This is a genomic window from uncultured Marinobacter sp., from assembly GCF_963974375.1.
In the GTDB taxonomy this organism is placed as follows: Bacteria; Pseudomonadota; Gammaproteobacteria; order Pseudomonadales; family Oleiphilaceae; genus Marinobacter.
Window position 1 is genome coordinate 1 of record NZ_CAXBDN010000051.1, and the last position, 19,261, is coordinate 19,261.

Below are 19,261 nucleotides of genomic sequence, written 5' to 3' on the forward strand. Positions count from 1 at the left end.
CCACGGCGGCCAGGTGCGTTTCGAGGGTGTTTCTTTTGCCTATCAGGCGGCCCGGCCGATTCTTCATGAGATCAGTTTCGAGATACCGGCGGGTCACAAGATAGCGGTGGTGGGCGCCAGCGGTGCGGGTAAATCCACCCTCGCCCGCCTGCTGTTCCGGTTCTTTGATGTGGAAAAGGGTCGCATCACCATCGACGGACAGGATATACGCACGGTGACCCAGGACAGCTTGCGGGCGGCCATGGGGGTGGTGCCCCAGGACACCGTGCTGTTCAACGATACCCTCTACAGCAACCTCGCCTACGGCAGACCGGAGGCTTCCCGGGAGGAGGTGCTGGAAGCGATACGAATGGCACACCTGGAGCGCTTTGTGGAAAGCCTGCCAGACGGCCTGGATACCCGGGTCGGCGAGCGCGGCCTGAAGTTGTCCGGCGGTGAAAAACAGCGGGTGGCCATCGCCCGGGTGATCCTCAAGAACCCGCCCATCCTGATTCTGGACGAAGCCACCTCGTCCCTGGACTCGGTGTCCGAACAGGCCATTCTGGATGCTTTGAACGAGGTCAGCCAGCGGCGCACCACCCTGGTGATCGCTCACCGGCTATCGACCGTCCGCGACGCTGACACCATTCTGGTGATGGACGCCGGCCGGATTGCCGAGCGGGGCAGCCATCAGGAGTTGCTGGCGGCCGGAGGCCGTTATGCGGAGCTGTGGAACCAGCAACAGCGTCAGCGGGAGGATGTGCTTGGTGAAGACTGAAAGTTCGGTTTTGGCGCCCTTCGACAGGCTCAGGGCGAACGAAATTGTGGTGCTGAGGGCTTATGGATCAGTGACAGGAGGGCTTACTTAAATCCCCGTTCGCCCTGAGCCTGTCGAAGGGCGCAAACTCAGGGAAACTCATCCTTCGCCCCTTCGACAAGCTCAGGGTCAGGATGAACGGAGTTTCAGGTTGGCCTGTCTGCATTTACTCCGTTCGCCCTGAGCCTGTCGAAGGGCGCAAACTCCGGGGTCTCATCCTTCGCCCCTTCGACAGGCTCAGGACGAACGGAGATATGAGGTGTCTGCCAAATGGACTGGGGCCTCAGCCCCCCGCCACCGCAATACCCCCCAGCTTGGTCTCCAGATATTCCTCGATACCGGCCTGGGCGCCTTCCCGGCCGAGGCCGCTTTCCTTCATGCCGCCAAAAGGTGCCGCCGCACTGGTGGGGTTGATGTCATTGATCCCAATGATGCCGAAATCCAGACCCTCAAACACTCGCATGGCCCGTGACAGGTTCTCGGTGTAAACGTAAGCAGCCAGTCCATAGTGGGTGTCATTGGCCATGGCCAGAGCCTCTTCTTCGGTATCAAAGGGCACCACTGCAGCCACCGGGCCAAAGGTTTCTTCCCGATAGATCAGCATCTCCGGGGACACATCGGCCAGCAAGGTGGGGGCATAGAAGTGGCCGCCGGCCAGTTCCGGGGTCAGCAGACGCTCACCACCGCCAAGCAGGCTGGCACCCTTGCTGAGGGCATCTTTTACCTGGTTATCAACCTTGCTGATGGCTGCTTCGTTGATCAGCGGCCCGATACGGGTGTCCGGATCCATGCCGTTACCGGCTTTCATGGCGGCAATGCGCTTGCCCAGCTCCTTCAGGAACGGTGCCATTACCTCCCGCTGCACCAGAATACGGTTGGGGCTGATGCAGGCCTGGCCGGTATTGAGAAACTTCACCAGCGACAGCCCCTTGGCCGCGTGCACCGGGTCGGCATCCGCGAACACCAGCGCCGGTGCGTGGCCGCCCAGTTCCATGGATACCCGCTTGATATGACGGCCGGCCCGTTCATTGAGGAGTTTGCCGACGGCGGTTGAGCCGGTAAAGGTGATCTTGCGGACCCGCGGATCGTCACAGAAGGCGTTGCCCACCGGACGGGGGTCTTCGGTGGTCAGCAGGTTCAGTACCCCCTTCGGGAAGCCGGCCTGTTCAAAAATCCGGAACATGGCCATAGCGCACAGCGGCGTGCTCTCCGCCGGTTTGAGCACCACGGTGCAGCCTGCCGCCAGGGCCGGGCCGACCTTGCGGGTGATCATGGAGATGGGGTAGTTCCAGGGCGTAATGGCACCCACCACACCCACCGGCTGCTTCTGCACCCAGAAGCGCTGGTCCGCGCGGGCAGAGGGAATGCTGTGGCCGTACAGACGCTTGGCCTCTTCGGCAAACCAGAGCAGGAAGTCAGCACCGTACTGAACCTCATTGAGTGAGGCTTTCAGGGGCTTGCCCTGCTCCTTTGTCATCAGCTCCGCCAGTTCCTGCTTCTGCTCGAGCATCAGCTGCCAGGCCCGGTACAGCAGAGCAGACCGTTCATAGGCAGTGGTCTTGCGCCAGCTGGCGAAGGCGTCGTGGGCGGCGGCGATGGCGCCTTCAATATGCTCGGGACCGGCGTTGGCCACTTCGCCGATAGCTTCGCCGTTGGCGGGATTGGTGACAGTAAAACGCTGGTCGGTCTCGACCCATGCTCCGTTAATATACATACTGAGATGCCTTGTTATTGTCCGATGACGATGAAAAATCAGCGTTCGCGGCAAAACCGCGATCTGCAAAAAATACTGTTCTGTTGATGAGCCTATTTATAAGCTTACAGGCACAAAGATCAACCCTAAAAAAGGATAAGCACCATGAGTGACCTGCACGGCTATTATCTGGAAGACCTGAGTGTTGGCATGAGCGCCAGCTACGCCAAAACCATCACCGAGGCAGACGTAGTGCTGTTTGCGGGCATTACCGGCGACGACAACCCGGTCCATCTCAATGAGGAATTTGCTGCCGGGACCCCGTTCAAACAGCGCATTGTGCACGGAATGTTCAGCGCCGGCCTGATTTCCACCGTTCTGGGCACCCGCCTGCCAGGCCCTGGTGCCATCTACATTGACCAGCAGATTCGCTTCAAGGCGCCGGTACTGATCGGTGATACCGTCACGGCCACAGCCACCATCACCGAAATCGATGAACGCCGCCGGCGGGTAAAGCTGGAAACCGTCTGCACGGTGAAAGGCAAGGTGGTCGCGGAAGGTGAAGCTACCAACATGGTGGACCGCAAGCCGGTCTGATCAGAAAGGTGCCTGGGCCCCGGGAGATCAGAATGCCTCGGGGCAGTAGCCTTTAGTCGTAGTAAATACGTTCAGTAACAATTCGTTATGGAAGCCTGATCAGCGAAAGAGGATAATTCTTCCCCTTTGAAAATGACCCAAGGTACCGGAGGAAGCTGGCATGGACCGTCTCAAGACTGATCAGGTGTTTCAGAGTTATGGCCGCTGTTGTCGCAGCGAGCTGTTTTTCGTGGAGTTCTACGCCAATTTCATGAGCAGCTCCGACACCATCCGCCGGCGTTTTGCCAATACCGACATGGAAGCCCAGCGTCACCTGCTGCGCAACGGCATCATGCAGCTTATTCTTCACGCCAGGGGCATGTCAGACCGGAAGCTGAGGGCGCTTGGGGAAAGCCATAACCGGGATCACTATAATATCGACCCTCAGTGGTACAGCCTGTGGCTGGATGCACTGATGCGGACGGTGCGGACCCATGATCCGGAATACACGCCGCAACTGGAAAAGGACTGGCGGGAAGTGATTGGCCCGGGTATCGAGCTGATTCGCGGCGCCTACTGATCCGTGGCCTTTCTGGCAACCACAACCTGATTACGGCCATTGCGTTTGGCGCGGTACAGGCACTGATCGCAGGTGAACATGAGCTCCTTCAGGCTAAGCTCCGGTGACCAGGCGAGTACCCCTGCGCTCATGGTGACACTGAACACGGTGCCGTCTTCGCTTTCAAATCGTTCAGCGGCAACAGATGCCAGCAGGGTTTCAGCAACCTGGCCGGCGTCGATCTCGCTGGTGGCCGGCAGCAGGATCATGAATTCCTCGCCACCGGTCCTGGCCAGAATGTCGGTTTTACGTATCCGTCCGTCCAGCAGCCGCGCCACCTGTTGCAGCACCTGATCTCCAACCGGGTGGCCCATGGTATCGTTAATGGACTTGAAGAAATCAATGTCCATGAAGATCACTGAAAATCCGGTGCTGTAACGGAGCCCGGTAGCAATGTGGTCTTCAAGGCACCGCATCAGGTGACGACGGTTGAAGAGGCCGGTAAGGCCATCTGTTACTGACAGATGTTCAAGTTTCAGTTCCAGGCTTTTGCGTTCAGTGATATCCATAACCATGCCGTGCCAGAGCACCCGGCCATCGGGTTCCCGGGACGGTTGTGAGATGCCCTCGAACCAGCGCATGCCATTGTTGGCGAACAGCCGGTACTGGCATCGCCATTCTGTCAGGTTGGCGCAGGAGCTGGCGATGGTCCTGTGAACCTCTTCCAGGTCATCGGGATGGGTTCGCTCGAACAGCAGATTGGCATTGGCAACAATTTCATCCGGTCTCAGTCCGTAAAAGGCCAGGCACTTGTCGCTGACATAGGTGAAATAGAAATCACCATCCGGCTCCATCACAAAACTGTAGATGATGCCTGGCAGTGACTGGGCAAGCGTCTGCAGCCGGAGTTGGGATTCCTTTTCTTCCGTTACATCAATATGAGTGCCGAAGATCCAGGTGTCGTGATCGTCCGCCTGCTCCGAGAGACCTTTGCCCCGGGTATGAATCCACCGCCAGTTGCCATCCTGATGGCGCATCCTTATGACACAGTCAAAGTTCGGACGATTGCCCTGCAGATAGTTCTGCAGTTCAGCTTCCGCCATGATGCGGTCTTCAGGGTGCGTCAGCGCCTGCCAGCTGGAAAACCGGATGGGTGTCAGTGCCTCCAGCTGATAGCCCAGCATGGTGGCCCAACGCTCGTTGAAAATGACCTCGTTGGTCCGGAGATTCCATTCCCAGGTTCCGGCCTGAGTACCATCGATGATAGCTTTCAGGCGGGTTTCGGCAGAGAGTTGCATGGCATGACCCGGGCGGTGATATTAGGTTTTTCGATCATACTATGGCTGGTAACCTGCAAAGAAGCATACTATCTGCACGCTAACCTGATTTTACAATTGTATGTCTGCGGTCTGTTCCGTGGCTGCCGCAACCCGGAGGAATGACATTGGTGGACGTGTTCAAGTATCTCCATACCATGGTGACCAAGGAAGGCTCTGATCTTTTTTTCAGTGTTGGCGCACCGGTGACCATGAAGCGTCATGGCCGGTTTATTCCGTTTAATGCACCAGTACTGGAGAACGGATCGGTGAAACAGCTGGCCTACCAGCTGATGAACCAGAAACAGGCAGCGGAGTTTGAGCGGGACCTGGAAATGAACCTGGGTATCGGGGTGCCCGAAATCGGTCGCTTCCGGGTGAATGTCTTTTATCAGCGTGGTGAGGTGGCGATGGTTGTGCGCCACATCAATAACGTAATACCGGATATAGTCGAGCTGGGGCTGCCGGAAAAACTTCGGGAACTGGTGATGCTGGACCGGGGCCTGGTGCTGGTGATCGGTGCCGCAGGTTCCGGTAAATCCACGACGTTGGCCTCAATGATCGACTACCGCAACCAGCATCACGCCGGCCACATTATCTGTATCGAGGATCCGATCGAGTTTCTCCACCACCATAAGAAGTCGATCGTGAATCAGCGGGAAGTCGGGCTCGACACCCACAGTTTCGAAGAAGCCCTGCGCAATGTTCTGCGGGAAACGCCGGATGTCATCATGATCGGCGAAATCCGTGACCGGCTGACCATGCAGCAGGCCTTACGCTACAGTGAAACAGGCCATCTGGTATTGGCTACCCTGCATGCCACCAATACCGTCCACGCTGTGGAGCGGATGCTGAACCTGTTCCCGGAGGAGGCCAGGAAGCAGTTGCTGGGCGACGTCGCCATGAACCTGCAAGGGGTCATCGGGCAACGCCTGATTGCGGGCAAGACCAAAAGCCGGTTGCCGGCGGTGGAGCTGTTGTTGCGTACCCCTTACATCACCGACCTGATTAGCCGTGGTGACCTGCATGACCTCAGGACCGCGATCACCCGTGGCCGTGAGCAGGGTCTTCAGACCTTTGACCAGCACCTGTTCGAGCTCTTCGAGCAGGGTGCCATCAGTCTTGATGAAGCACTTCGTAATGCGGATTCCCGCACGGATCTTCTGCTCCGAACCCGCCTCGAGCGAGGGTTTAGCGCGGAAGAGTCGGAAATGAAAGTGCTGAGGGATAGCTGAACAGCTATTGCTCGGGCTGCCCAGGCCTGCCTTTACCTTCTCCCTAACGCTCCGGTTGTGCCCTTTTCCGGTGAACATGGTCTTTATCTGTCCTCATTCTGCACGGCTTTGGCGCATTTCACATTTATGTCACTCTGTGATTTACTGCCCGCCTTTGGTGCGCCGAAAACCTAACCGGTTGATCAGGAAACAATAATCATAGTTGGTCTGCGGTTTGCTTCAGTGCTGCCGGGGATGCAGTCTGATTGCAGACTACAGGCCTGACTGTATTCAGGATGAGCTGATAGCAGATGCCGGAAAAGTCATGAATTTTTCCGCTTATAACACGACATTGGCGCTCCACAGGGACGTCACCCGGAACCAGGGTTAACTGGCGAGTTAACGAAACCCTGACCATCCGGTTGAAACAAGAGCCCGGAGGCCGTTGCCCGTGACATCGGTTCAGACAGCAACGTTCAACTCAAATCTATAAAGGAAGTAACCATGAGACGAAACACCAAGTTGGCGACCACGCTGGGGGCGAGCGCGCTGTTACTGGCCAGTGCCGGAACATCCGCGGTTGAAATGGAAATGGGTAAGGCCAAGCTGTCCTTCTACGGCGAACTGGACGTGTGGGCGGGCAGTGTCGAAAACCCGGGTTCTGCCGATTCCACCCTGAAACTGGACTCCGGCGGCATGAACACTTCCTTTGCCGGCATGAGCGGTACAATGCCGCTTATGGACGGACTGACTGGCGTCGCGGCGCTGGAAATGTTCCTGCGTCCGGATGTGGGTGACAATGGCCGTTTCAATGGCGACACCTTCTTTGCCCGCAGTGCCTACGTCGGTCTGCAGGGTAAATACGGTAAGGTGACCGCCGGCCGCAATACTGCGCCCTACTACCTGCCGAACGTCTTCTTCAACTCCTTTGGCGGCTCTTTTGCGTTCTCACCCACCATCCTGCACACCTACTCTGGTGGACTGTTTGGCCCCGTTGCTGGCGACTCTGGCTGGAGCAACTCCATTGCCTATTACTCGCCCAGCGTCAATGGCCTGCGAGGCAGTGTGGTGTACGCCTTTGGTGAGCAGCCGGGCGAAAGCGGCGACAACAAGATGGGCTTTCATCTGTTGTATAACACCGGTGGCTTTGGCATGACCCTGTCTGGCTACCAGGTGGACGCTGGTGCGGCCACTGCGCCCAATGCAAACGGGGGTGGCCTGGGGCCTCTCGGCAGCTTCTCCGGTCTGGGCGTACTTGAAGACCAGATGGCGATGATGTTTGGTGCCAGCTACGACTTCGGTGCAGCCAAGATCTTTGGTCAGTACCAGTACATGGAAACCGAGCTGACCGGCGGTGATGCCGATATCGATACCTTCACCGCAGGCGTCCGGGTACCAACCCCCAGCGGCGCAGTGAAAGTGGCGTATGGTATGTCCGACTTTGGTGACGATATGGACGACGAGCGTAACACTACGACCGTTGGCTACGACCATTACTTCGGCGGTAATTTCGATCTTTACGCTGCGGTTATGCATGACGAGATCAAGAGTCTCGAGTCCAGCATGACCTACGGTGTAGGTGCCCGCTTCCGCTGGTAAACTGTGGTGCTTTGTAGTGCCCGGTCGCTTTTAACGCGGCCGGGCATTATTCGTTAAGAGCGTCCTCAACAAATTCCATCCGGTCCTTGCCCCAGAACAGTTCATCGCCCACGAATATACTGGGCACGCCGAACACGCCTCGTTCCAGTCCCCGGTTGGTGGTGTCCACCAGTTGCTGGCGAATACCCTCGCTTTCGCTCAGTCGTTCAAACGCCTTACCGTTGGCTCCCAGCATCTCGACCAGTCCGCACAGGCGTTCGTAATCGGCAATGTGATGATTGTTCTGCTCCCAGTAAGCGTCCAGAACCGCTTCGGTATAGGCCAGCTCCAGCCCCCATTGCCGCATGGCAAGAGCACCCCGCAGAATACGGCTGGTCTTGATGGGAAAGACATCAGGAAAACGGAATGGCAGCTGATATTTATTGGCCCAGCGCATCAGGTCCCGCTTGCGATTGGCCAGTTTCGCCGGTGGTTCGTCCATCAGCACGTAGTTATGCTTGCGGAATACATAGCCCAGATTGAACGGGTGTAATTCGAGGCGGGCTCCGGTGCGTTTCAGTACGGGTTGCAACAGTTTGAACGCAAAGTAGGTATTGGTGCTTGCCGGATCCCAGTAGAGTTCCACGGTTTTTGTCATTGTTATAGGTCTCAGTTCTCAATAGTGACTCAAGGGTAGCACCCCAGTGGCAAAATCTCCTGAAATAGTGGTGTTTCGGCTGTTGTTGCCGTTGTGATGGCTCATGGCCAGAGTCGGAGGTGACAAACTTGATTCAGCTGAGTGTAAAAGCGTCTGCCAGCCCCGATTGACACAGATAGCGGACTTGTCCGGCTGCAACGAAGACGTTGTGGCGAAGCTTGCGGGTTGGATTACCAATGCGATGGCTGGCCACAGCCTGGCTGTGCGCAATGAAAGGATATCAAGAGTCTGATAATACGGGGAAAAGGCGGGATAAAAATGGTCGGCGTGGCAGGATTCGAACCTGCGACCCCTTCGTCCCGAACGAAGTGCGCTACCAAGCTGCGCCACACGCCGAATTACGGCCGGTATTATACGTAATCAGGGCTGCTTTACCAGCCCCGCAGCACAAAATGCCGGCTGCGGAGCTGAGAGGAAACTGGCCTCGCAGGGATCAGGCTCCCGGTAGCAACGAGATGTCTGCCACCCGCAGGAACAGGTTGCGCAGCCGGTTCAGCAGCGCCAGCCGGTTGTTGCGCACGGCGGCATCGTCGGCCATGACCATTACCTCATCAAAGAAAGCGTCCACTGGCGCCCGCAGGCTCGCCAGCGAGCTCAGTGCCGCGGCGTAGTCGCCTTTCTCGAACAGTGGCAGTACGGTATTGGCCTGGGCCAGTACCTGTTCCGCCAGTGCAAATTCGGCCGCATCCTGCAGCAAGCCACTGTCGATTTCCTCCTCAACAGTGGCGTCGCCCTGCTTGGTGAGGATATTGGACACCCGCTTGTTGGCGGCGGCCAGCGCCTGGGCTTCCGGCAGTTTGCGGAAGGCATCGACGGCTTTCACCCGGCGGTCGAAATCCAGCGGCCGGGTGGGTCTGCGGGCATGAACCGCCAGATACACCTCGGCACCGATGCCCTGCTCTTCATAGTGGGCACGGAAGCGTTCCAGCATATAGTCCACCACGGTGGTGGCGGTGTGCTGTTCAGAAAGGTTACTGAAGTTCTGCTCCGCCCATTCACAGCAGGTCTGCAGGTCCAGCGGCAGTTCCCGTCCGATGATAATCCGCAGCACACCCAGAGAGGCCCTGCGCAGCGCAAACGGATCACGGGTACCAGAGGGTGGCTGGCCAATACCGAACAGACCCACCAGTGAATCCAGGCGGTCGGCAATCGCCACGGCACAGCCGGTCAGGGTGGCGGGCAGGTCATCGCCGGCAAAGCGGGGCATGTACTGCTCGTTCAGGGACCGGGCGACGTCTTCCGGCTCGCCGTCATTACGGGCGTAATATTCGCCCATGATGCCCTGCAGATCGGTAAACTCCAGCACCATCTCGGTGACCAGATCGGTCTTGCCGAGCATGGCCGCCCTCTCGGCCAGGGCCGGATCACTGCCAATGGCAGTGGCAATCTTGCTGGCCAGGGCCGCAACCCGCACGGACTTGTCGTAGATGCTGCCGAGCTTGTCCTGAAAGACGATGGGCTTGAGCCGCTCGATGCGGTCCGCCAGTGCTGTCTTGCGGTCGGTGTCGTAAAAGAAAGCAGCGTCCGACAATCGTGGCCGGATCACTTTCTCGTTACCGGCAATCACCTGGCCGGGATCCTTGCTTTCCAGGTTGGCGACCGTGATAAACACCGGCAGCATGTGCCCGCTCTTGTCGACCACGTGGAAATACTTCTGGTGCTCCTTCATGGAGGAGATCAGGGCTTCCGCGGGCACATCCAGGAAGCGCTCCTCGAAGCGGCCCAGCAATGGCACCGGCCACTCGTTGAGGGCAGTGACTTCGTCCAGCAGATCATCATCAATGACCGCCTGACCGGATACTTCCTGTTCCGCCACCCGTCTGACACCCTTGCGGATAATCTCGCGACGCTCGGCGAAGTCGGCGATGACATGGCCTTCTTCTTTCAGCACCACCTCGTAATCATTGGGGGTGGGAATGATGAGGTTACGGGGGCAATGGAAGCGGTGACCACGGGTTTCATTGCCAGGTGTCAGGCCCATGACCGGGGCTTCGATCACCGAATTACCGTACATCAGCACCAGCCAGTGTACCGGACGCACAAACTCGATGCGGTGGGCGCCCCAGCGCATGCGCTTGGGGATGGGCAACCCTGCCAGGGACTGTTCGACCAGTTCCGGCATCAGCTCCACCGTGGGCCGGCCTTTTTCGACGGTACGGTAGACCACCCAGGCACCCTTGTCGGTTTCCAGGGTATCGAGCTGGTCGGGAGTCACGCCCACGGAGGTGGCAAAACCGGCCAGGGCCCGGGTCGGGTTGCCGGCGTCGTCAAAGGCCGCCTGCACCGCTGGTCCTCTTTTCTCGACAGACTTGTCAGGCTGGGCATCTTCGAGCTTGCGAATCCGTACGGCAAGGCGGCGGGGGGCCGCAAAGGCTTCTACCGAGCCAAAGCTGATGCCAGCGCTTTCCAGACCGGAAACAATGCCCCGGGTGAAGGCATCCGACAGTGTTTTCAGGGACTTTGGTGGTAGTTCTTCGGTGCCCAGTTCAACGAGAAAATCCTGAGTAGCCATGATTACGCATTCCCCTTCTTGGCATCTTTCCCGGCTTTTTTGCCGTTCTTGCCCTTGCCTTTGCCGGCTTCGGCAGCGGCCTCTGTGGCAGCCATCACTTCGTTACGCAGGGCCTCGGGCGCCAGCGGGAAGGCCAGGGCCTTGCGACTGTCGAAGTAGGCCTGGGCCACGGCCCGGGCCAGGGTGCGTACCCTCAGGATAAAGCGCTGGCGCTCGGTCACGGAAATGGCGTGGCGGGCATCCAGCAGGTTGAAGGTGTGGGATGCCTTCAGCACCTGCTCATAGGCCGGCAGTGCCAGACCGGCTTCGATCAGGCGGGCGCTTTCACGTTCGTGGACATCAAAGCTGTGAAACAGGAAATCGGTGTCGGCATGTTCAAAGTTATACGTGGACATCTCCACTTCCTGCTGGTGGAACACATCACCGTAAGTCACCACGCCGTCGGGTCCGTTGGTCCAGACCAGGTCATACACGCTGTCGACGCCCTGCAGGTACATGGCAATCCGTTCCAGACCGTAAGTCAGTTCGCCGGTTACCGGGTAACATTCAAGACCACCCACCTGCTGGAAATAGGTGAACTGGGTGACTTCCATGCCGTTGAGCCAGATTTCCCAGCCCAGACCCCAGGCACCCAGGGTGGGCGATTCCCAGTTGTCTTCCACAAAACGGATATCGTGAACCAGCGGGTCCAGCCCCAGAGCTTTCAGGGAATCCAGGTAAAGTTCCTGAATATTGTCCGGCGATGGTTTCAGGACCACCTGGAACTGATAGTAATGCTGCAAGCGGTTGGGGTTTTCGCCGTAACGGCCATCGGTGGGGCGACGGCTGGGCTGCACATAGGCAGCGTTCCAGGTTTCGGGGCCGATGGCCCGCAGGAACGTCGCCGGGTGAAAGGTGCCGGCACCTACTTCCATGTCCAGGGGCTGGAGCACCACACAGCCGTGCTGTACCCAGAAATTCTGTAGTGCCAGGATCAGACCCTGAAAGGTTCTGATGTCCGGACTTGTAGTGTTGGTTGCCTTGTCTGTCACGACGGTTGCCTGCTGATCGGTTCAAATGTTGCGGCAGCGGCTGATGACCGGCCCGCATTGAGAGGCCGGTATTATACGCGCGAAGCCGGTGTATTTCTAAGCCTGTACCGCTATCTTCGCCAAAATGCCGGCGTCAGTAGCACCAGCAGGGTAAATACCTCCAGCCGGCCCAGCAGCATGGCAAAACAAAGCACCCATTTGGCGACGTCGTTCAGTCCGCCATAATGGTAGGCAACGTCACCAAGGCCAGGACCGAGGTTGTTCATGGCAGAAGCTACGGCGGTCCAGGCAGTGACCTGATCCAGCCCGGTGGCCAGCAGAATGACCAGCATGGCGACGAACATGAACATGTATACCGAGAAAAAACCCCAGACTGACTGCAGCACCCGGTCTGACACCGGGCGGTTACCCAGTTTGACCGGAATGACCGCGTTCGGGTGCAGCAGGCGTTTGATCTCCCGGGAGCCCTGTCGGTAAATCAGTAATACTCGCATGACCTTCAGACCACCGCCGGTAGACCCGACACAGCCACCCATGAACGCCAGGATAAACAGCATGAACGGCAGCATTAATGGCCACTGACTGAAGTCCGCGGCGCCGAAGCCGGTGGTGGTGGCGATAGATACCACCTGAAAGATTCCCTTGAAGACGGCGTTATAGGGATCCAGGGTCGCGGTGCCTATCAGCACCGCTATGGTGATCAGGCTGACCACCGCCAGAATGGTGAAATAGAAGCGGAATTCGGGGTCCTGGCCATAGGCACTCAGGCTACGATTGCGGAAGGCCATGAAGTGAAGGGCAAAATTGGCACCGGCGATAATCATGAACACTACAGCAATCATCTCGATCAGCGAGCTGTTGTAGTGGCCGATACTGGCGTCGTGGGTCGAAAAGCCGCCAATCGCTATGGTAGAGAAGCTGTGGCCGATGGCATCAAACCAGCTCATACCCGCCGCCCAGTAAGCGAGGGCACAGGCAATGGTCAGCGCCAGATAAATGTACCAGAGCGCTTTGGCGGTCTCGCCGATACGGGGTGTCAGCTTGTTGTCCTTGACCGGGCCAGGTACCTCGGCCCGATACAGCTGCATGCCCCCGATGCCCAGCATGGGCAGTATCGCCACCGCCAGCACGATAATACCCATGCCGCCCAGCCACTGCAGTTGCTGGCGGTACCAGAGCATGGATTCCGGCAGGGTGTCGATGCCGATGATAACGGTGGCGCCGGTGGTGGTGAGTCCCGAGACTGCCTCGAACAGCGAATCCACGTAGGTATAGGGCGCATTGCTGCTCAGGTAGAATGGGATCGAGCCAGCTACGCTGAGCGCCACCCAGAACAGGGTGGTGATCAGGAAGCCATCCCGGATTCGCAGGTCGCCGGTCACTCCCCGGAATGGCAGCCAGAGCAAAAGTCCGCCAAAAAAGACAATGCCCAGACCATGTAAAAAACGCTCCCACTGACCATCCTCAAACAACAGGGCAATGCCCAGGGGCGGCAGCATGGTGAGGCTGAACAGCATTATCAGCAGGCCAAGAATCTTGGCAATCAAGGGTAAGCGCATGGCTCAGTGGGCCCCGTGGCTCATCATGGTCAGAAGAAGGTCAGGCCGACCTGGAACAGCTTTTCAACTTCCCGGATCCGGGTTTTGTCCACCAGGAACAGAATCACGTGATCGTCCGGCTCTATACGCAGGTGGTCGTGAGCGATGAACACTTCGTTGTCGCGGACGATGGCGCCAATGGTGGTGCCAGTCGGCAGCTTGATTTCATCCAGCCGTCGCCCCACCACCCGGGATGAGCGATGGTCACCGTGGGCGACGGCTTCAATGGCCTCCGCAGCGCCTCTGCGCAGCGAGTGAACACTCACTACGTCGCCGCGCCGCACGTGGGTCAGCAGGCTGCCAATGGTGGTTTGCTGGGGCGAGATGGCGACGTCGATTTCACCGCCCTGGATCAGGTCTACATAATCCGGGTTGTTGATCAGGGTCAGAACCTTGCGGGCGCCCAGACGTTTTGCCAGCAGTGACGCCATGATGTTGGCTTCGTCATCGTTGGTTACGGCACAGAAAACATCGGTGTTCTCGATGTTTTCCTCCAGCAACAGATCCTTGTTGGCGGCGTTGCCCTCCAGCACGATGGTCTTGCGCAGGTTTTCCGACAGCATCACACAGCGCTCACGGTCCCGCTCCAGCAACCTGACGTTGTAACGGCCTTCCAGGGTATGGGCAAGACGCTGGCCGATGTTGCCGCCGCCGCAGATAAAAATCCGCTTGTAGGGACGCTCCAGCGGTTGCAGTTCGCTCATGACCGAGCGGATATGGTCGGCACCGGCGATAAAGAACACTTCGTCACCGTCTTCAATCACCGTACTGCCCTGGGGCATGATGGCCCGGTCTTTACGGAAAATGGCCGCCACCCGGGTTTCTATCCGTGGCATGTGAGTGCGCAGGTAGGACAACTCATGGCCCACCAGCGGGCCACCCTCGGTTGCCCGGATCGCTACCAGCCTGACCAGGCCCTTGGAGAATTCAAGCACCTGCAGGGTGCCCGGGTATTCAATCAGCCGCGTAATGTGTTGGGTTACCAGATGTTCCGGGCTGATCAGTACGTCTACCGGAAAACCGGTCTCGCCGAAGAGTTCCTTGCGGGCCAGATAGGCGTTCGCCCGTATCCGGCTGATCTTGGTAGGGGTCTTGAACAGGGAATAGGCGACCTGGCAGGCCACCATATTGGTTTCATCGCTGTTGGTGACAGCAATCAGCATGTCGGCGTCGTCAGCGCCGGCCTGCCTCAGCACCGTGGGATAGGAGCCACGACCCTGCACGGTGCGGATATCAAGCCGGTCCTGCAGCTCACGCAGGCGCACGCCGTCACTGTCCACTACGGTAATGTCATTGGCCTCGTTGGCCAGATTTTCTGCCAGACTGCCGCCGACCTGGCCGGCGCCGAGAATGATGATTTTCATGGCCTGTTATCCTGGTCAGGAGTGTCGCTGCCCTTGATCAGGCAGGCGTAAAAAAAGCCATCGTGGCTGTCCGGAGCGGGCAGCAGCTGGCGGCCGTAGCCGGTATCCGATCCCCAGGGTGCATCCTCTGACAGCAGCTGGGCCTGAGGCTCCTTGTCGAGAAAACGCTGGATAATCCGGCTGTTTTCCTGAGGAAACACCGAGCAAGTGGCGTACAGCAGTCGGCCGCCGGGTTTGAGTGTCGCCCAGAGTTGTTCCAGCAACCCCAGCTGAATACCCGCCAGGGGCGTAATGTCGGTTTCCCTGCGCAACAGTTTGATGTCCGGATGGCGACGGATAACCCCGGTGGCGCTGCAGGGAACGTCCAGCAGGATACGGTCAAAAGGTTCTCCGTCCCACCAGCTGGAAGTGTCGCCTGCATCAGCCTCCTTCAGTGTGGCCGAGAGCTGAAGCCGGTCAAGGTTTTCCTGAATCCGGGGCAGGCGGTCGGCAGACTGGTCGATGGCAATAACCTCGGCCTGGTTGTCACAGGCTTCAAGGATGGCGCAGGTTTTGCCCCCCGGCGCGGCACAGGCATCCAGAATACGCTGCCCGGCCTGTGGCTGCAGCCACCGGGTGCAGAGTTGTGCGGCTTCATCCTGCACGCTGACGTCACCTTCGGCAAAACCCGGCAGCCGGTCCACCGCCACCGGGTTGGCCAGCTGAATGCCCCAGGGCGCAAAGGCCGTGGCCCGGGCTTCGAGACCGCTGTCGGCCAGGCGCTGGAGATACTGGTCACGGCTGCCGTGGCGACCATTGACCCGCAGGGTCATGGGAGCCTGGGTATTGTTGGCTTCCAGGATGGCCTGCCACTGGTCCGGCCAGTTGTGTTGCAGCTTGGCGATCATCCATTGCGGGTGGCTGAAGCGCACCACCGGGATGTCGCTGTCTGGCTCTCCTTCCCGCTCAGCCGCTCTCAGAACACCGTTCACCAGTCCGGTCAGTGGACTTTTGCCCAGTGCCCGACAGGCTTCGACGGTTTCGTTGAGAATGGCGTAGGAGGGGTTATGGCTGTAGCGCAGCTGGAACAGTGCCACCAGCATCAGCAGGTGGACGTTGCGATCCTGTTTGCGCAGCGGCTTGCGCAGGCGCTGGCCCAGCTCACCGTCAAGCCGGTGAAACCAGCGACAGACTCCGTAGCAGAGGGCCTGTAATTGGGGGCGAAGGTCCGGATCAATATCCTGCTGGGCCCGTGGCAGCGCCTGGGACAGCGACTCTCCTGACTCCACAGCCAGTAATACCTCGGCGGCCAGTGCCCGTATCGGAAGTTCTCTGATGGGATGATAGGCCATGGTTACTGCAGCACCTGTCCCGGCATCAGCACCGGTTTGCCGCCGTTGATCAGATCTGAAACCGACATGGCGCGGGCGCCGGGCAGTTGTAACCGGGTGATTCGCAGTGCGCCCTCACCGCAGGCGATGTCGATGCCGTGGCGATCCCGGGCCAGCACGGTACCGGCTGGCTGGTTGCCCTGGTGGCTGATGGCATCGGCCTGGTGAATGCGGATACGCTGGTCGTCGAGGTTGCAGTCGGTGCCGGGCCAGGGGTTGAAGGCACGGACCAGACGACTGATGGTGTCCGCGTCAGCCTGCCAGTCGATGTGGGCTTCGTTCTTGTCCAGCTTGTGGGCATAACTGGCCAGGCTGTTGTCCTGCGGTTCCGCTGTCAGCTGGTCAAGCTGGCCGAGAGCCTCAACAATGGCTTCGCCCCCGAGGGCTGCAAGCCGGTCGTGAAGGCTGCCGCCGGTGTCATCAGGGCGAATGGCTTCCGACCGTTTGAGCAGCATGGCACCGGTGTCGAGGCCGGCGTCCATCTGCATGATGGTGATTCCGGTTTTGGTGTCGCCTGCGGCGATGGCCCGGTGAATCGGCGCTGCACCCCGCCAGCGGGGCAGTAGTGAGGCATGAATGTTGAGGCAGCCAAGGCGGGGAATATCCAGCACGGCCTGTGGCAGAATAAGTCCGTAGGCGGCAACAATCATCAGGTCAGGCGCCAGTTTCCGGAGTGCTTCCTGATCCTCGGGATTTTTCAGAGACAGAGGCTGAAAGACCGGAATACCGGCCGCCATGGCCACCTCCTTGACCGGACCAGGCTGTTGCCTGCGGCCACGACCGGACGGCCGGTCAGGCTGGGTATACACGGCCACCACGTCATGGCCTGCGGCCAGCAGCGCAGTGAGCGCCGTGGCTGCGAAATCGGGGGTGCCTGCAAACACAAGTCGCACAGTGAGATCCTGTTTTGTTGATACCGTATCCGGAACTGCGATTGACCGCTGTGGTGGCGGTTGTATCCGGGCCCACAGCGAAAATCCCCTTACGGTGACAGCGGTAGTGATGGCAACGGTGATGCAAACGAAAAAACCGGGTGGAAACACCCGGTTCTGCGCATTCTGTCAGTTGCCGTCGGCTCAGGCACTTTTCTTGTGCTGCTTCTCAAGCTTTTTGCGAATCCGGTTGCGCTTGAGTGCGCTGAGGTAATCCACGAACAGCTTGCCGTTCAGATGATCCAGCTCATGCTGAATACACACCGCGAGCAGGCCGGTAACCTCCTTTTCAAAGGGCTGGCCGTTGTAATCCAGTGCTGTTACCCGAACGTGTTCGATCCGGCTGACGTCCTCATAAAAACCGGGAACCGACAGGCAGCCTTCCTGCATATCCTGAAGATCGCCATCAAGTACCTCAACCCGCGGGTTGATCAGAACCAGCGGCTCGCTGCGGTCTTCACTCAGATCAATCACGACCACCTGCTTGTGGACGTTGACCTGGGAAGCGGCGAGGCCAATTCCGGGGGCGTCGTACATGGTTTCAAACATGTTATCGATCAGCTCGCGGATCTCATCGGTGACTTCATCGACGGGTTTGGCAATGGTTCTCAGCCGTGGATCCGGGTATTCAAGAATGTCGAGAATCATAATAACTCTTACTGACCTGTGCCTGACAAAACGGTTTCCGCAATTGCGGAAGCAGTTATTGGTCATCCGGAGACGCTATTACAAAGGCCGCGTCACAAAAATGCGACCAGGTACTGCGCTTTTTCTGCCCTGCTGACTATCATGACCAGATAACTGACTGAAAGGCAGGGCGTCGACTGTGCAATCAACAGGATAACCGCGTTTAATATGTGTATTATCCACCAGAAGCGTCATTGAATACAAACTGATCAGCCGATAGTCAGAATTTACTGTAACATCCAATGATAAGGTCACAATTTTCCGGCTTTCTTCTATAGTAGGGGCAATGGATAATTGAACGGTTGCGGAGTTCCTGCTCCTGCGACACACCGCGCCAGGCAGGTGAATGCCGGCAGTAAACCAAGAACAGGCACGCGATCAAGGACTTAAATAATGAGGAAATTGCGGTACGCGCTGGCAGCCGTGATGCTGCTGGTCACCTCCTGGGCATTGGCGCAAGGTCCGGAATTCCGGTCTGATCATCCCGAGCGCTATACAGTGGTCAAGGGTGACACTCTGTGGGATATTTCATCTCGTTTTCTGACCAACCCCTGGTACTGGCCTGAGATCTGGCACGTAAACCCCCAGGTTGCCAACCCTCACCTGATCTATCCGGGTGATGAGCTGGCGCTGGTCTATATCGACGGCCGTCCGCAGCTGACCAAAGCCAGCAGTGGCGTGGTTCGTCTGTCTCCGCAAGTACGCTCTGAACCTATTGATACGCCGATTCCTGCCATTCCGCTGGACGCCATCCGCAGTTTCCTGAGCGACACACGCATTGTGACCCAGGAAGAAATCGAAGGCGCACCCTATGTGCTGGAAGGCGAGGAAGGTCGTATTGTCACCGGCGCCGGCGACCGGGTTTACGCTCGTGGCGAAGCCCCGGCCCGGAGCCTGGGGATTTTTCGCCAGAACAATCGGTATGTCGATCCGGAAACCAACGAGTTTCTCGGTCTTGAGGCGCGGGCCATCGGCGGTGGCGACGTTATCGCGGAAAATGACGATGTGCTGACCATGCGCCTGACCCGCTCCCGGGAGGAAGTCCGCATCGGTGACCGTCTGCTGGCCAGCGAAGACCGCCGGATCAATACCAGTTTTGTGCCCAGTGCACCGGCTGACGAGATCAGCGGTGTGATGATTGCGGTTGAGGGTGGTGTGACCCAGATCGGGCAGTACAACGTGGTGGTCATCAACCGTGGCAGCCGCGAAGGTCTTGAAGTTGGCAACGTGTTGGCGGTGTTCCAGACCGGCAACATGGCCCGCGACCCCTACACCCGGGAAATGGTACAGCTACCCTCGGAGCGGGCGGGTCTGCTG

General features: G+C 58.5%; 16 protein-coding genes and 1 tRNA gene. 6 read left to right on the top strand and 11 right to left on the bottom strand.

The genetic code is table 11. From position 1 onward, the window contains the following. Positions 1-757, top strand: a 757-nt coding sequence (locus AAC035_RS06385; RefSeq protein ID WP_339801444.1) for an ATP-binding cassette domain-containing protein, incomplete at its 5' end; no start/stop codon positions are given. 322 nt (positions 758-1,079) lie between these two features. On the opposite strand, the gene AAC035_RS06390 is transcribed toward AAC035_RS06385, so the two are convergent. Beyond that, positions 1,080-2,510: an NAD-dependent succinate-semialdehyde dehydrogenase gene (locus tag AAC035_RS06390; RefSeq protein ID WP_339801447.1), complete on the bottom strand. Its 1,431-nt coding sequence runs from the start codon at positions 2,508-2,510 to the stop codon at positions 1,080-1,082. Between the two features lie 144 nt (positions 2,511-2,654). On the opposite strand from AAC035_RS06390, the gene AAC035_RS06395 reads away from it, so the two are divergent. Then, positions 2,655-3,086, top strand: a complete 432-nt coding sequence (locus tag AAC035_RS06395; protein ID WP_339801449.1) for a MaoC family dehydratase — start codon at positions 2,655-2,657, stop codon at positions 3,084-3,086. Positions 3,087-3,246: 160 nt separating this feature from the next. Next, positions 3,247-3,645 carry a globin gene (locus AAC035_RS06400; RefSeq protein ID WP_339801452.1) on the top strand — a complete coding sequence of 133 codons (399 nt, stop codon included), beginning with the start codon at positions 3,247-3,249 and terminating at the stop codon, positions 3,643-3,645. Here AAC035_RS06400 and AAC035_RS06405 read toward each other — a convergent pair. Further along, entirely contained in the window at positions 3,639-4,922 is a 1,284-nt protein-coding gene (locus tag AAC035_RS06405; RefSeq protein WP_339801454.1) for a diguanylate cyclase, read from the bottom strand. The two genes, AAC035_RS06400 and AAC035_RS06405, sit on opposite strands and share 7 nt — an antisense overlap. A gap of 140 nt (positions 4,923-5,062) precedes the next feature. Between AAC035_RS06405 and AAC035_RS06410 the strand changes: the two genes are divergently transcribed. Together AAC035_RS06410 and AAC035_RS06415 are read left to right on the top strand one after the other, a co-directional pair. After that, positions 5,063-6,175, top strand: coding sequence for a PilT/PilU family type 4a pilus ATPase (locus AAC035_RS06410; protein ID WP_339801457.1), 1,113 nt, complete (start codon positions 5,063-5,065; stop codon positions 6,173-6,175). A gap of 483 nt (positions 6,176-6,658) precedes the next feature. Further along, entirely contained in the window at positions 6,659-7,753 is a 1,095-nt protein-coding gene (locus tag AAC035_RS06415; RefSeq protein ID WP_339801460.1) for a porin, read from the top strand. Positions 7,754-7,799: 46 nt separating this feature from the next. Here AAC035_RS06415 and AAC035_RS06420 read toward each other — a convergent pair whose 3' ends face one another. The 9 genes from AAC035_RS06420 to def form a co-directional block, all read right to left on the bottom strand. After that, entirely contained in the window at positions 7,800-8,390 is a 591-nt protein-coding gene (locus AAC035_RS06420; protein ID WP_339801463.1) for a 2-hydroxychromene-2-carboxylate isomerase, read from the bottom strand. A gap of 319 nt (positions 8,391-8,709) precedes the next feature. Continuing rightward, positions 8,710-8,786 (bottom strand) — tRNA-Pro (locus AAC035_RS06425). 97 nt (positions 8,787-8,883) lie between these two features. Further along, positions 8,884-10,962, bottom strand: a complete 2,079-nt coding sequence (glyS, locus tag AAC035_RS06430; RefSeq protein ID WP_339801466.1) for a glycine--tRNA ligase subunit beta — start codon at positions 10,960-10,962, stop codon at positions 8,884-8,886. Positions 10,963-10,964: 2 nt separating this feature from the next. After that, entirely contained in the window at positions 10,965-11,993 is a 1,029-nt protein-coding gene (gene glyQ / locus AAC035_RS06435; protein WP_339801468.1) for a glycine--tRNA ligase subunit alpha, read from the bottom strand. Between the two features lie 110 nt (positions 11,994-12,103). Then, the gene (locus AAC035_RS06440) at positions 12,104-13,552 is read right to left on the bottom strand and encodes a TrkH family potassium uptake protein (protein ID WP_339801470.1); all 1,449 of its coding nucleotides are present in this window, start codon (positions 13,550-13,552) and stop codon (positions 12,104-12,106) included. A gap of 29 nt (positions 13,553-13,581) precedes the next feature. Continuing rightward, positions 13,582-14,955 carry a Trk system potassium transporter TrkA gene (gene trkA / locus AAC035_RS06445; protein ID WP_339801472.1) on the bottom strand — a complete coding sequence of 458 codons (1,374 nt, stop codon included), beginning with the start codon at positions 14,953-14,955 and terminating at the stop codon, positions 13,582-13,584. Continuing rightward, the gene (gene rsmB / locus AAC035_RS06450) at positions 14,952-16,286 is read right to left on the bottom strand and encodes a 16S rRNA (cytosine(967)-C(5))-methyltransferase RsmB (protein ID WP_339801475.1); all 1,335 of its coding nucleotides are present in this window, start codon (positions 16,284-16,286) and stop codon (positions 14,952-14,954) included. The genes trkA and rsmB overlap by 4 nt, the downstream gene beginning before the upstream one ends. Positions 16,287-16,288: 2 nt before the next feature. Continuing rightward, positions 16,289-17,218 (bottom strand): methionyl-tRNA formyltransferase, encoded by a 930-nt coding sequence (gene fmt / locus AAC035_RS06455; protein WP_339801477.1) that lies wholly within the window; start codon positions 17,216-17,218, stop codon positions 16,289-16,291. A gap of 183 nt (positions 17,219-17,401) precedes the next feature. Then, entirely contained in the window at positions 17,402-17,908 is a 507-nt protein-coding gene (gene def, locus AAC035_RS06460) for a peptide deformylase (protein WP_339801485.1), read from the bottom strand. A gap of 429 nt (positions 17,909-18,337) precedes the next feature. On the opposite strand from def, the gene AAC035_RS06465 reads away from it, so the two are divergent. Continuing rightward, positions 18,338-19,261: LysM peptidoglycan-binding domain-containing protein (locus AAC035_RS06465; RefSeq protein WP_339801481.1), on the top strand; the 924-nt coding region annotated here is incomplete at its 3' end.

Excerpts from the sequence above, each read along its gene's own strand:
- AAC035_RS06440 (WP_339801470.1), bottom strand. The coding sequence starts at position 13,552 with ATGCGCTTACCCTTGATTGCCAAGATTCTTGGCCTGCTGATAATGCTG.
- AAC035_RS06420 (WP_339801463.1), bottom strand. The coding sequence starts at position 8,390 with ATGACAAAAACCGTGGAACTCTACTGGGATCCGGCAAGCACCAATACC.
- rsmB (WP_339801475.1), bottom strand. The coding sequence starts at position 16,286 with ATGGCCTATCATCCCATCAGAGAACTTCCGATACGGGCACTGGCCGCC.
- trkA (WP_339801472.1), bottom strand. The coding sequence starts at position 14,955 with ATGAAAATCATCATTCTCGGCGCCGGCCAGGTCGGCGGCAGTCTGGCA.
- glyS (WP_339801466.1), bottom strand. The coding sequence starts at position 10,962 with ATGGCTACTCAGGATTTTCTCGTTGAACTGGGCACCGAAGAACTACCA.
- AAC035_RS06395 (WP_339801449.1), top strand. The coding sequence starts at position 2,655 with ATGAGTGACCTGCACGGCTATTATCTGGAAGACCTGAGTGTTGGCATG.
- AAC035_RS06400 (WP_339801452.1), top strand. The coding sequence starts at position 3,247 with ATGGACCGTCTCAAGACTGATCAGGTGTTTCAGAGTTATGGCCGCTGT.
- AAC035_RS06415 (WP_339801460.1), top strand. The coding sequence starts at position 6,659 with ATGAGACGAAACACCAAGTTGGCGACCACGCTGGGGGCGAGCGCGCTG.
- AAC035_RS06390 (WP_339801447.1), bottom strand. The coding sequence starts at position 2,510 with ATGTATATTAACGGAGCATGGGTCGAGACCGACCAGCGTTTTACTGTC.
- AAC035_RS06405 (WP_339801454.1), bottom strand. The coding sequence starts at position 4,922 with ATGCAACTCTCTGCCGAAACCCGCCTGAAAGCTATCATCGATGGTACT.
- AAC035_RS06410 (WP_339801457.1), top strand. The coding sequence starts at position 5,063 with ATGACATTGGTGGACGTGTTCAAGTATCTCCATACCATGGTGACCAAG.